This window comes from Priestia sp. SB1 (assembly GCF_038898415.1).
This window is the reverse complement of the sequence record NZ_JBBJSS010000024.1, coordinates 1-13,534: the sequence shown is the minus strand read 5'-3', so window position 1 is coordinate 13,534 and position 13,534 is coordinate 1. Positions and strand designations below refer to the sequence as shown.

The following is a 13,534-nucleotide window of genomic DNA, read 5'->3' as shown; positions in this document are numbered from 1 at the left end:
GTTATTGTTAGGTACTACATACCCGTTTTTTAACTTAAAGGTGTTTTTTATTTGTCTCACTCTAGGGGGTCAGTCCCGGTCAGTCCCTTCAAAATCAAAGCTTTTTTTGGTATCTAGAATGTTGATTATGTTAACTATGGGTATAATTATAAAATTAAATTATTGTTTTGCAGAGGGGAACCTAGCTCCAGCAAAGTATATTCTGTTGTCTGCTCTAATTCTACCTGGAGTAGTACTAAAACAACTAACAACTAAAACTTCTACTCTATCTCCAGCATTTAATTGAAGTATGTCATTGATCTCTATGACACCATCAAAACGACTAGATGCCCCAAGAAACTCAACCTCAGCATCTAATAATAAACCATTTACTTAAAAAAATAATTCTACTTCATAATCAATATTTGGATTATCTGGCTGAAAGAAGATTGATGCATTAAACGCGTATACACCATTAAACTCAGGTATAAATGTTGAAGTAGCTGCATTATATTCATTATTACCTATATCAAATTGTTCATTTGGAAATGTAACTTTTACAAAAGTATCAGCTTGAGAAATAGGAATAGTAGTATTAGGATTAGTGGCTCTGAATGCTGAGGGACTTACAAGGTCCTCAGCATTAGCAAAAAGTAAAGCATTCATGCCTTTAAACGTTGAGAAATTAACCTTTTTGTTGGTTTTTCTATATAATTTATTCTCTAATAAAAATAATGTTTGTATACTTGTAATGTTATAGGACAAGTATCTTGAAACAAATGAACTTTATTTAATTCAATATATGCTAGTATCTATACAAGGTACTAGTAAGATTTTCAAGAAAACCATTTGAAAATCTCTACTCTTTAACAATAACGATCTTAAATTCCTATTAAGATTATTGAAATATTCTACTCATGCTAGCTTTTTGACACTGTAACGGATTAATAGTTGGAGTACTGTTAGGGAGTATAGGAGCCATGAGATTACCTGTAAGGTTACTGTGGGCTGTATCAATATTTCCTGCAGAATCAATAAAAGGACCCGTAGGATCTATAGATTCAAACATGAATACATTATTAACAGGTTGGTTATTAAGGTGAGTAAATAAAGCATGTCCTGCTTCATGTGCAAATGCAAAAGGAGCACTCAAAGCTCTGTTACTCAATGCAATGGATCCAAAGAGTGTAAATTGAGGTACACCGTTTTCAACTCTAAAATTCTCAATTATTACCCCACCAACACCTATAGGTCGACTATTACCTGAAGGAGATGCAAAATCATTGCCACTTGTGTAAACAACGTATATGCCAGGTTGATTCCCATTCATTTGTTTAACTTGATTGATGAGATTCTCAACAGGTCCTCTAAATGCTTCATTAGTACTTAAATCGGTCGCATCTATTACTGTATTTACTTCGATTATAGGTTGTGAAATAAAGTTTATATTACATTCACCTCCACTATTCCATATCTGATTAGCTGAGGAAATGTCTCGATTAAATCTATTTTGCCGGCCATTACTATCACTGGGGGCAGAACCGGGAGTAAAGATACCATAAACATTAACCGAAGGATCACCCTGAGATTGGACTGAGTAACTATAGTTATATCTGTATTTTCTCTTTCTTGATTTTTTCAATTAATGCACTTCCTTTTATATAATTAGTACAAGTTATGTAATTGCTAATAATTTGCTTGTATGCTTGTCCAATGACAGCACGATTATTTTATTGACTTTGGAAATTATATCCTTTAAAATTAACCAAAAGCAACGTTGCAACTTAAATACGTTGCTTGAAAAGGAGAGCATATGAGCAGGGTTAAAGAAGGTAATCGAAGACTTACATGTGATATTCCAGAAGAGTTACACAAGGAGTTGCGTTTCTTAGCTGTAGAGAATGATACAAGTATTACAAAGTATGTAAAGGCTTTATTAGAAGAGCATGTGAAGAAAGTAAGAAAAAAAAAGTAAACAAAGAAAGGGCACTTCCTCTGTAAAGGAAGCACCCCCATGTAGAATCACATGTATAGACACTTACATTGTAACATGGGTTGCCCTCTAGAAATAGCAGGGTCTTATTATGGATCAAACTGAAAAGTTGTTAATAGGTATTGAGAATATATTGAGTGTAGCTTCCGACTTAGTACACCAAGTAGATCGCCTTAAACGTGTTGAAGAAGAATGCCAAATACTTAAAGAAAAACTTTTTTTAAAACAACTTAGGTCGTCTGAACAAGACATTTTTACTCTTGCACTTGATGGCCATTCAATTACAGAAATGCAAAACATTTTATTCAAAGAAGAGAGCAAAATTAAGAATCAGAGACGCAGCATTCTGCAAAAATTAAACGTTTCTTCGATGAAAGAAGCAATCGATTTTTATAAAAAAACTACCCAAACTTCTTCTCAAAACTTCACGAATTATCATCAAGAAATCTTTCAAAAACTAGTTAAAACTTCATAAAAGTTGAGGGGACGGTGAGTGGACAGTAGGTCAACATTTCCAGAAAGGTGTAAGTTTTGATATCGACACCAGGTCGACATTACGCGCTTTTTTTGCTCTTCAGGTCAACACCAGGTCGACAGACTGGAAGTTTTCGTGGGGTCACTTTTTTGAGGGTGAAAACGTTGTTTTGCTGGGCTTTGCCCAGCATATCACAGCCATGTGATATCAAAAACCCCTTATGCTCTTCTCTACTCGTACTGGAAATTTTGTACTTTGACAGAAAAGGAATGATTTCATGGATATCTTTTTACGAAATATTGATCCGGTTGCTATGCAAAAAGTTGATGCACTAGCGAAAGAAAATGGAATGTCTCGTCAACAATTTTTGAAAGAACAATTTGAAGTATTAGCTTTTTTTGATGAGCAAGTAGAAAGAGAAAAAAGATTAGAAGCTATCATTGAACAGAACATCGAAATGATGAAACAATGTGCGATATCAATTGAAAAGATGAATGATATTATCTATGAACTGATGGGAGATGTAGAGGAGTAATGGAAACACAACGACGTATGATTACACTTGATAAAGAAACGGATCAATATATCCAAGATTATATGGCTGAACATAAACTTCGTTTCCCAGGAGAAGCGATTATGGATATCTGTAAAAAGTATCGAGAAGAAAAAAAGAAAGAATGGTCGTTAGATTATATTACGGAAACGGTTAGTGAAAATCTCAATGATGCATTAAAAAGCGAAATAAAAAAGATTCGATTAGGAACAAATAGTGCAGATAAGAATACACAAATTCTTATCGAGTTCATGAATGGATTATATTTTCACCACGGCTATGATGCAATTATGACAACAGATCTATTAGAACTAGAAGTAACTAAACTTGCTAAAAAAGTTGTAAATGAACGTATTGTGAATCAACGACAAAAACGGCTGGATAAGGAATACCCTAAAAGCTAAAATAGCCTTTAAGGCTAGCTAGGTAGGCTTAAGCCTACTTTTCCTTTTAATAAACGAGGTGAATACAGTTTGATATGTAGTTATTGCGGGACAGAGGTATTAGAAGATAGCTGCTCTTTTTGTGGAGCTACTTTAAATATAAAAGGACCTAAATTAAAAGAATTTGTGGTCTTAGAGGACGTTGAGAGGTCTTTTAATGAACTTGCATGCTTTCATACGTATGATTTGTTAGTTTTGCTGCGTTTGGTACGTAAAGAAAGGACAAAGGCTTATCATTTAATGCTAAGGCTTAAAAAGGATGACAAGAGCCCTCAAATTATTCAAATAACACGTAACTATTTAAAAGACCTATATGAACCTTATACAAAGCGTATGAAGCTTACATGGCTATATTAATTAAATGAGACATAATCCCTTTATCATAAAAAATTGAACTAACTATATATGGGATTTGATACCGCATTTTTTTTAATAAGGTAACCTTTTCTTATATATTAAATGAAAGCTCTCTCTATTGAGAGTTTTCATTTTTATTTCTATAAATCATTTATTTGTTTGATGAAATTAGATTTTATATACTGAAACAGCTCTATATCCAACTCATTGTGCTTTTCTATTTTCTTAATGATATCAATGGGGACTTCGTTGAGCAAAGGGCGAGATTTTGTCACATTCACCTTCTTATATTTAATATTTCCCCATTTGAATTTTTTCTTTAGTAACAGAAGCGATTCGTTAAACATTTCTGTTATTCCTATTGATCCAAATTCCAGCAAGTTTTCTTTCGCTTTCTCTACGCTTAGTTGAGATTTCACCCCGCAAATTTGTTTAGTTTGGCCATTTGTAGCTTGAGGGTCCCAATCAATGTAGTCTTCAAAAGACATATGTTTCATGTTCTCTTCATAATACCCTGGATACGATTTCAAAAAATAATATAATGATATGATACGCTCAACCGGATGACGCATCATACTAAAATAAACATAGGGTTGAGAAAAAATTCATGTATTCCATAGAAATGATGGCCGGATATAGCTTTTATGTTTTTTTTATCTTCTTCTTTTAATTGGCTAAACTGTCTATTCATCTCTTCTAAAGGAACATGATCGTATATTTCATTTTCAGAGTAGAACTTTTTAAAAATATTATTAAGTGTGGTTCCCCCTGTTTTAGGAATGTGCATAAAGATAACAACTTTTTCATCCATTTGAAATTGCACCTCTCCTCTAATTGCCTATAAGAATATCAGTTCCATAAATGGATTATTGATAAATTTTACGTATCTTTTACAATAAAAATGTTACAAAGACACACATTTCTTTTTAGGAATAATAAACCGTGAATCTTGCGTAGGAATTAGATACCGATCACATAAACAATGAAGAATTTCTAGTGGTCGATATTTATGTTGGACAGAACAAATCAATCATTGTATATTTGATGAACGCCATCAAGATACCAATAGGCAGTTTCTACGACAGCTATGGTATTTTCATTGGGTACTTGATTCAAATAACGAAAGAAGTATCGTGCTAAGAAAGGCTTCTAGAGGACGTGGTACTCCAGGCGGATAAACCAGAGTTTATGTGTTTAAAAATAGGATGCCGTCAAATGGACAAACTGTATTAGTAAAAGCTGCCACACCTGTAAATTCCCCTTCAAGAACTTATAGAATTGTTTAACAATAATAAATTTCTTCTGGCAACTAAACATAAAATCTTTAAATTTACTATTTATTCATCGAAAATAAACGATAAAAGCAGCAGGATTTTCTGTAATGAACAAAAAAACCTGCTACTTTTATCGTTTAAGTAACGTATTAACCCCCAAAAATCTTACTCCAGAATCCTTTTGGTTTTGAATCAAGATTTTCTTGGGCGGCCGCGATAAGTTTTTTTGTATCACTAATTTCACGTATGGCACTAGTCAATTTCTCATCGCGTTTCTCTAGATTGTTTTCAATGTATTTGTCTTGGTGGTCTAGTTTTTCTGTAAGTTTCTTTATAAGGCTTCCTTGTTCATCTAGTCGTTGGATAAGCGCTAATTGAAATTGCTCATCTTTTTCAGAGCGATTAAGCAACTCTTGAACTTTTTCTTCAAGGGATTGTACTTTTTTTTCAAGGTTTGATTGAACTTCCACTGTCTCCGGTACAATTTCTCCTTGAAGCCACTGGTTTATCATCTTATAGCTCCAGTTTTGCTCTTGAATTCTTTTTTTTATTTCAGTTAATAAATCGATGTTTTGTTTGTTATAGCGCCTATGTCCGCCTTCTGTTCGTTGAATTTGGAGATTGAATTCTTTTTCATATAAGCGAATAAGATCTACACTTAATCCAGTTAGCTTTACTGTATCTTTCAAAGTATAGACTACTTCATCTTTATTTTTTTCATGCATTTTTCTAGGATTCTCCTTTCTGTATAAAAATCTAGATATACTTTGAAGTTGATATATCAGTGTTAATGGCAATTCTAGAATGCGGTTTTGCGAGATGTTATTCAAGATTTATATTTCTAGTAAAATTCTATTAATTACTTTATATTCCTGTTTTTTATGTACATTTTTCTTTTTCTTTCGTTAGGCCTTTTATTCTTCCTTTTCAATTCTAGATGAAATCATAAACTTTTCAAGAGTAAAATTGTTTATTTTAAATGTAGATAGATTATATATAAAGTTCAAAAAAAGCAACTTAAGGATCAACATTAACTGTTAAGAAATATCTTTGTTAACAACTGATTCAGATCTTTTCCTCTCCTAAGGTCCAAAGAAACTAGAGTACCTAGAAAGCTTGATATAAAATAGCTTCAGACGAATCTAGAATGTACTTTCTCTAACTTTAATTCAAGTATTTTGTGTAGCTCATTAAGTATTTTGTGTAAGATAATATAAATCCTATATACCTATATCTTCTGGATTTATTACGTTGGTTTAATGGAACTTCTTTTTTGTTTATACAATTCTTATAGAATTATTTTTCGAGTTAAAATTAATCTTAATTTTTTCTAAGTTATTTAAATTTTATAGCAAAAGCTAGAAATACAATGAACCATTGAAAATAAAGAGTTTTTAACGAATCTAGAGTGAACTTCTTCTAGATTTTAGCCGAGAATAATAAATCTAATTAAATTCTAGATCATTTTACAAGAAATTCGTTGTTATACAACCAAGACATGGCCGCGAAATTTTGAATTTGTAATCCTTGAGAAGGTTGTTTCCATCGCAATCCACTTTTTAAAATTTAACTGTTTTAAAAAGTAGATCATTAAGTTCAACTTAAGTTAAACTTAATGATTTTTTCTAAAATTAACTAAGGTGAAAATAAAATTAAGTTTAACTTGTAAAATAAAAATTACTTATATAAAAGATGTTTTGGTAAAAAATAAGTTGAACTTAATATTTTATTTTGTCTTTAGATATCGCTTAAATCGATATAAAGCATGGCGGCTGGACAATCCAAAGTAATAAATAATGTGTTCGTTTGAATATCCACCATGAATTTTGTTAAGTATACAACTGTTTCGAAAGTGAGTAGACCTTACAATTGCTTGTATACCTGAACGTTTGACTTCTCTTTCAATCATACGTTTTGTACCGATTATACTAATCCTTTTAGGTTTATTTAAATTGTAATCATACCAATAAACCATTTTTTGAGGATGAAAAGAAATAAATAACGGATCATTTGTATAATCTTTAGGTCTAAATAATAGAGGGATTGTTAATAGGTAATCATATATGATTTTCTTATCTTGTTTAGAAAGCTCTAAGGTGCGTTTTGATTTGCTTGTGTTTACCGTTAATGTATTCTGTGCAAAGTTAATGTCTTGTATATTTAAAGATACAACTTCGTTAATGGTAAGACCGTAACGAAGCATTAAGATGAACATGGAATGGTTACGCGGACCTATGTATTTATGTATCTGTAATTGAATATCATTTAAATGTTTGTGACTTATAACTGAATCTAAAAGGATTGAAGCATCCGATTCAGTTATAAAATCAGTATCAGTTAATGCTCGTTGTTTTTTTGTTGTTGCTTGTAAAAATCCAATATCATCTGTGAGGCTATAATGCTTTAACATGCCATTTAAATGTGATGCTACACGCCTCAGATTAGCTTCTGACAGGTTTTTTTCTTTTAAATAGGTAAAATATTCGTCGTAATATTTCTTGTCTCCTGGCAAAGTTTCTGAAGGGATATTAGGGTGAGATTGATTTAACCATTTAAAAAACTGTTTTAGATCATGCTTGTACATTGATATTGTAGAAGATTTTTTCTTAGATTCAACTAAATGAGATAAGAAATCTCCAAGTAAAATAAAGTTATTCAAATAAGACACACCCAATCTTTTAGGTAAATTTAATATACTATCATTATAACAAAAATGATTAAACAAGCTTACTAAAATGATTCCTTTTTCTTTATGTATATTAAATTTACCTGGGCTCAAAAAAAAGACGCGTAAAAGCCATCTCTGCAATGCAAGGTTTTACACGTCTTTTTTTTCTATAGCTAATTTCTATTTAAACTTTACTTTGTAAAAAGTTTTTATACATTTTTTTTAACTCTTTATTTTTAAAATCCTTAACAATTCTTGGTTCTAAGCCTAATTTTTCACGTTTATTATAATCTTCTTCCATATTTCGAATGACTTCTTGTAAGCCTGCTTCTTGGGCTTTTTTTATTTCTTCTTGGGTAGGTTGATCTGAACTTAGAATCAGCATTCTTTTTAATTCTTGAAACTGCAAGAGCTTTTCTTCAAATTCTATTTGAGTTCCATTTTCTTTTAAAAATAATTCTTGCTTCTCTTTTAAAGTTGCATCGTTAAGAATTTGTTTTTTATCTCTAGCTTGTGCTATAAAATCTGGAACTAATTCTTTTTTTGCAGCCTTTTTAGAGTTAATGCGTTTTGATTCCTGTGAGACCTGGGCATAATCTTTTTGAATCGCTTTTACTACGTAGGAATGAGGGTGAGTCACATCTCCTGTAATCAAACGATTTTGCGTGTATCTTATATTTCTTTCTAGGTGGTCTTGTGTAAATTCTGATAAAAGCCACTCTATTTTTTCTGGCTTAACCCCTAAGCCTGCTAAATCATTCTCAAGGCTGTTTGTGTTGTCTTCTAACTTCGAGAAGGATTGATTTAATTCTAGTTTTTTCTCTTGAGTAGAGCTAGAACCATTCAATGCAGGCGAACTGGTAATAATAAATTCTATGGAGGTTACTTTTCTACCAGTTTTTATTTCCACGAATTCAAAGTAGATATCCGTTTTATTATTAATTTCTTTTTGAGCTACTGCTAATACTTTGCTTTTAAAATGACCATACTGTTTATACTTAGTAGGTTCAATAGCTAAAAAATGACGTAATTCTTCAAGAGTGAGTTCCCTTTTTCGCAGACGCTCATATTGCTTAAGCAACTCATATATACGAATGGAATAGACCGAATTGAGTCTCACTACATTCTCTAATTGGTACGATGTGAATTTCTCCTTAAGCTCTAAAAACAGATACTTTAAGCTAGGATGAAACTGTAATGTTATGTACCCTTCGTTTTCTTCATAGATAGACGTGATTACCCAGTTGTAATTTCTTTGTCTGCCTTTTTCTTTTATCGTAAGAATTTTGGTTTGAAGTCCATTTACAATTTCTTTTAGGTACGAATAAAAACCAGTACCTTTCTTATTGCCTACGATTTCGATGAAATCTTTAGCTCGAAACCTATAGGTCTTCAACGTTTCATCATTAGGCTGCACTTTAGATGCCATGATTAAAAGAATTCTTTGCTCTTGTAAAGACAATTTATATGTACTCTCAATGAGGATGTTTGATTTAGTTACCCAATTTTTTATATTTATACTTTCCAGATCATATGGTTGAACGACAGTCGTTTTCTTCATAAAATCCCCCATATTTTTCTAAACTATCACTAAAATATCATAAAAGTGATACTGTGTAAATTGCATGTTAAAGAGTAATCTGTCCTTAGAAATTAAATATCACGCAAAATTAGTGATACTTCATGAGGTTTGTTGACTTTAGAAACCTTACTCATTCTTGATTTATTAAACTCAATCTTCATTTTAATACGCAAAATTGGTGATAGTTGAGGCATGTCTGCATTTTAAACGCAAAATTAGTGATACTTTAAGCACATCTAGATTGTTCACGCAAAATTAGTGATACTTAAGCCATATTTGCATTTTAAACGCAAAATTAGTGATAGTTCGCGCAAAATTAGTGATAGTTTCACGCAAAATTAGTGATAGTTTCACGCAAAATTAGTGATAGTTCACGCAAAATTAGTGATAGTTCGCGCAAAATTAGTGATAGTTTAGGCTTATAAACGTTGTAATATCAGTGTCTATAGACGTTCTAAAACAATAAAACAATAAAACAAATATATAAAACAATATGTAAAACAGTAAAACAACATAAGATAGTAGTTGTTTTACTGTTTTACAACTTTCAAGATTAATAATTAAGTAAAGGGATAAATTTTTAGTGAGTTCTTTAGAATATTAGGAGTATATCCAAACGAAGCAATTTTTAATCATAGTTAAAATACAGAGGTTTTATGAGGAGTTCATGAATTCTTATTGAATTATAAGATTAATAGACGGTATAATAGAGTCACCAAAACAGTGCGGAATATAAAAAGACTCCAACGTGTGCAAGTGGTGCGCCAACACCCTTACACCGTTAACCCTAAAACCACTAGGGAAAACACCTGTCGAAGTCCTAATACATAAATTTAGTTACGCCTTTATTTTATCGGATAATTAAATTTATTTCAAGGGCGTAGTCTGTCAAAAAATCCGACATCGTTTTCCTATTTCACGGGATGCGATGTCTTTTTTTGTTCCTGAAAAGGAGAGGATAGACTAATGTCTACTACACGTATGCTTACCGCAGAAGAATTTGATTATATGAAAAATTATCAGAGTTTCATAGAAAACCGTTCTCAACATCAATCAATGAAACGAAAATTACTTAAAGAAATTATAAACCTTTACGGAGAAAAGTTTTATCGCCTCCATGAAGGAACTAGAAAAGCTTTAGATCGGCTTTGTTGGTTTGCTGCAGAAAAAGGATTTTGCTTTCCTGGTAGTACATATTTAGGTAAAACCTACGAAAAGTCAAAAGGAACAATCGATCGTCATTTAAAAGAACTACGAAAACAAGGACAAATTATTACTGTATATCGTCGTTGCCCTCGTAACAATGGAAAGGGAAATCCAGTGCACTTATTTGTGAACCACCCTTTTTTTAATCACTGGGTTAAGTATTTACAGCTTGACTTAGAGTCTAATGTTGAAGCAGATGTTAAAACAGAAAATACTGAGAACGCTTGGGAGAGTAAGAGTAAAGACACAAAAAAACAGTCTACCTATAATTTATCTTTAAAAGATTTAAATAAATATATACGTAATGATGTTAATTTTAAACTCTCGTCTGATTATGTACCATCTTACATACCAAAATCTTTTAAAAATGCTGTAACACCTTTTTTTTCATGTGCAGATGATATTTATGATTTATGGAGAAAAGTCCGATTAGCTTACAAAGCGAGCTGTTTAGAAAAGCCCCTGGAAGATTTAAGTTTCCTTCCTGTTCAAGCGTTTAAAGAGACTGTTTTTGCTTATAAAAGCAATCGTATAAAAACTAACTTTGCAGCTTATTTTTTTGGAACGATTAGAGGAATATTTGTGATTGAGCGTAGAAAAGAAGTTCAGCGAAACGGTGGGAGTAGGCTTTTTTATAACTTTTTAGACTCCTAAATTAGAAAACAGATAATATTATTTATACATATTTTAAGTCAGAACGAGCGTTGTTACGATTTAACAATCTGAAAATTATTATCTTTTGTACCCAAAATAAGACGGGTCTATATACACATTTCTATTGGTACTTTACATATACTGTTACGATTTATTTTATTATCAGAGGTGAGTAAATGCCATATGTTAATCGGTTTTTAACCAATGCTAATGGGGCTGTTACATTTACAGGAAACACTTTTGGCTTAAATAAACAAGCCAATGCTAATGCTCCTGGAACAGCAGGCTCAATAGGAACTTTTTTCAGTGTAAATCCAAGCTCCATAGATGGATCGTTTCCTACAGGAACTACGGCAAATTATCTACAAAACTCTTCTAGTGCAGTTTTAAGAATCCCATCTACCACTACTCAAATTCTTTATGCAGAATTAATATGGGGTGGAAGCTATCTTTATGGTGGAGAAGATGTTAGCGCAGCTTTAAATAACGCTGTGACTTTTATTACTCCTACCAGAACAGTTAGCGTGCAGCCAGACACGGCTACACGTTTTACCTTAACAACTTCAAGCTTTTATTACGTTCGTAGTGCAAATGTTACGAACCTAATCTCTCAATCAGGTACTTATTCGGTATTAGGAGTTCCAGGAACACAAAGTACAACAGAAAACAATGCCAATGCAGCTGGATGGACATTGGCCGTAGTCTATGCTGATCCTTTACAGAAATCTCGTAACTTGTCCATTTTTGTTGGAGCAGAATTAACAAGTTCAGCTACAGGAAGCTCTACGGCAGCTGTAACTGGGTTTGGTACGCCTATTACAGGAACAGTAAATGGTAGATTATTAGTAAGTGCTATTGAAGGGGATTCAGCTATAGTAGGTGATCAGCTCCAATTTGGCCCTACGGTTGCAGCTTTACAACCAGTTTCGGGGCCGAATAACCCTGTAAATAACTTTTTTGCTTCTCAAATTAATAATGATAGTGGTGTATTAGATACAAGTGGACAATTTGGCAGTTTAAATAGCACACCAGGAGGTAGCTTATCCGGTGCGAGGCAGGGATGGGATATTACCAATATTGACGTCTCAGCTCGTTTATCAAATAACCAAACCAGTGCCGTCGTACGTGGAACGACGAGTGGAGATACTTACGTTATTAGTGCTTTAGCTCTTCAAGTAGATATTAATGCACCTGTTTTAAATGTATCAAAGTCTGCCAATGTTACATCCGCTCGAACAGGAGATATTATTACTTATACAGTCCAAGTAAGTAATACTGGTACAGCTTCTGCCAATGTTCTAATAGCTACAGATCCATTGTCTTCAGCAACAACTTTTATTCCTAATAGTTTGCAAGTGGATGGAGTTACTCAGACAAATGCAGATATCCGAAATGGCCTGTCACTTGGTACATTAAATATTAACCAAACTCGAGTATTGACATATCAGGTTAGAGTAGTTGGTCCTCTGACAGCAATCTCTTCTCTTGGTAATCAAGTCTTTATTAATTACCAATTTGAAAGTACACCAGGAAATATATTAGCCGGATCAGGTGCTTCTCCTGTCAATAGTGTAACAACTATTAACACTCCTCCTACAGTTCCTAATTATACTATTACAAATCCGGAGGACACTGTAGCAATTGGAACAGTCATTGGCAATGATATTGACGGGAACCCTCTAACTTACCGTATTGGCACGAGACCGGCTAATGGAGTAGTAACTGTTAATCCTAATGGGCAATTTGTCTATACCCCCAATTTAAATTTTAATGGAACAGATCAATTTACAGTTATTGTAGACGATGGGCAAGGAGGAACAGCTACTTCTGTAGTAACCATTATAAATACGCCTGTAAACGATAATCCCGTTACTCAAAACTATGCAGTTATTACTAATGAAGATACCCCTTTAGTTGGTCAGATACAAGCTACAGATGTAGATGGTGACTTACTTACTTTCCAATTACAATCTCCCCCAACAAACGGCACAGTTGTCGTAACTAATAGTGGAGCTTACACGTATACCCCCAATTTAAATTTCAACGGAAATGATCAGTTTACGGTGTTGGTGTCAGATGGGCAAGGAGGAACAGCAGTTTCGACAGTGACAGTGACAGTAACGCCTGTAAACGATGCACCGACGGTGCCAAACTACACGTTTACTACACAAGAAGATAGCCCTGTGGTAGGAGCAGTCGTAGGGACTGATGTAGATGGGAATTCTCTTAGCTATCAGCTGCAAAATAGGCCAACAAATGGAATTGCCGTAGTAAATGCAAATGGCACATTTAGTTATCAGCCAAATCTAAATTTTAATGGAAGTGATCAATTTACAGTATTAGTCTCAGA

13 protein-coding genes are annotated in these 13,534 nt (G+C 33.0%); 6 read left to right on the top strand and 7 right to left on the bottom strand.

Translation table 11 applies throughout. The annotated features are described in order from the left end of the window. Window positions 1-372: 372 nt before the first annotated feature. On the bottom strand, window positions 373-744 hold the full coding sequence (locus WKH56_RS34675) for a hypothetical protein (protein ID WP_342837778.1): 372 nt from the start codon (window positions 742-744) through the stop codon (window positions 373-375). Window positions 745-877: 133 nt separating this feature from the next. Next, a complete protein-coding gene (locus tag WKH56_RS34670) occupies window positions 878-1,621 on the bottom strand; it encodes a hypothetical protein (RefSeq protein ID WP_176521467.1) in 744 nt (247 codons plus the stop codon). Window positions 1,622-1,792: 171 nt separating this feature from the next. Here WKH56_RS34670 and WKH56_RS34665 point away from each other — a divergent pair, with 171 nt between their 5' ends. The 4 genes from WKH56_RS34665 to WKH56_RS34650 all read left to right on the top strand — a co-directional run bounded on the left by WKH56_RS34665 (window position 1,793) and on the right by WKH56_RS34650 (window position 3,404). Further along, window positions 1,793-1,954: a hypothetical protein gene (locus tag WKH56_RS34665; protein WP_155916276.1), complete on the top strand. Its 162-nt coding sequence runs from the start codon at window positions 1,793-1,795 to the stop codon at window positions 1,952-1,954. Between the two features lie 109 nt (window positions 1,955-2,063). Further along, entirely contained in the window at window positions 2,064-2,447 is a 384-nt protein-coding gene (locus WKH56_RS34660) for a helix-turn-helix domain-containing protein (RefSeq protein ID WP_098113948.1), read from the top strand. 277 nt (window positions 2,448-2,724) lie between these two features. Next, window positions 2,725-2,982, top strand: a complete 258-nt coding sequence (locus WKH56_RS34655) for a hypothetical protein (RefSeq protein ID WP_095380446.1) — start codon at window positions 2,725-2,727, stop codon at window positions 2,980-2,982. Continuing rightward, entirely contained in the window at window positions 2,982-3,404 is a 423-nt protein-coding gene (locus WKH56_RS34650) for a hypothetical protein (protein ID WP_098113947.1), read from the top strand. Before WKH56_RS34655 ends, WKH56_RS34650 begins: the two co-directional genes overlap by 1 nt. A 536-nt stretch (window positions 3,405-3,940) precedes the next feature. On the opposite strand, the gene WKH56_RS34645 is transcribed toward WKH56_RS34650, so the two are convergent. From WKH56_RS34645 to WKH56_RS34625, 5 genes are all read right to left on the bottom strand, one after another. Continuing rightward, window positions 3,941-4,372 carry a sulfotransferase family 2 domain-containing protein gene (locus WKH56_RS34645; RefSeq protein WP_342837779.1) on the bottom strand — a complete coding sequence of 144 codons (432 nt, stop codon included), beginning with the start codon at window positions 4,370-4,372 and terminating at the stop codon, window positions 3,941-3,943. Beyond that, window positions 4,372-4,611 (bottom strand): hypothetical protein, encoded by a 240-nt coding sequence (locus tag WKH56_RS34640; RefSeq protein ID WP_342837775.1) that lies wholly within the window; start codon window positions 4,609-4,611, stop codon window positions 4,372-4,374. The genes WKH56_RS34645 and WKH56_RS34640 overlap by 1 nt, the downstream gene beginning before the upstream one ends. A 612-nt stretch (window positions 4,612-5,223) precedes the next feature. Further along, window positions 5,224-5,799: a MerR family transcriptional regulator gene (locus tag WKH56_RS34635; RefSeq protein WP_014462093.1), complete on the bottom strand. Its 576-nt coding sequence runs from the start codon at window positions 5,797-5,799 to the stop codon at window positions 5,224-5,226. 1,001 nt (window positions 5,800-6,800) lie between these two features. Then, complete coding sequence (locus tag WKH56_RS34630) at window positions 6,801-7,853, bottom strand: tyrosine-type recombinase/integrase (protein ID WP_342837773.1); 1,053 nt, start codon at window positions 7,851-7,853, stop codon at window positions 6,801-6,803. A 73-nt stretch (window positions 7,854-7,926) separates the two neighbouring features. Further along, window positions 7,927-9,303, bottom strand: coding sequence for a replication initiation protein (locus WKH56_RS34625; RefSeq protein WP_342837771.1), 1,377 nt, complete (start codon window positions 9,301-9,303; stop codon window positions 7,927-7,929). A gap of 987 nt (window positions 9,304-10,290) precedes the next feature. Between WKH56_RS34625 and WKH56_RS34620 the strand changes: the two genes are divergently transcribed. After that, the gene (locus WKH56_RS34620; RefSeq protein WP_098113942.1) at window positions 10,291-11,184 is read left to right on the top strand and encodes a helix-turn-helix domain-containing protein; all 894 of its coding nucleotides are present in this window, start codon (window positions 10,291-10,293) and stop codon (window positions 11,182-11,184) included. Window positions 11,185-11,360: 176 nt separating this feature from the next. Then, the coding region (locus WKH56_RS34615) for a tandem-95 repeat protein (RefSeq protein ID WP_342837769.1) at window positions 11,361-13,534 on the top strand (2,174 nt) is incomplete at its 3' end.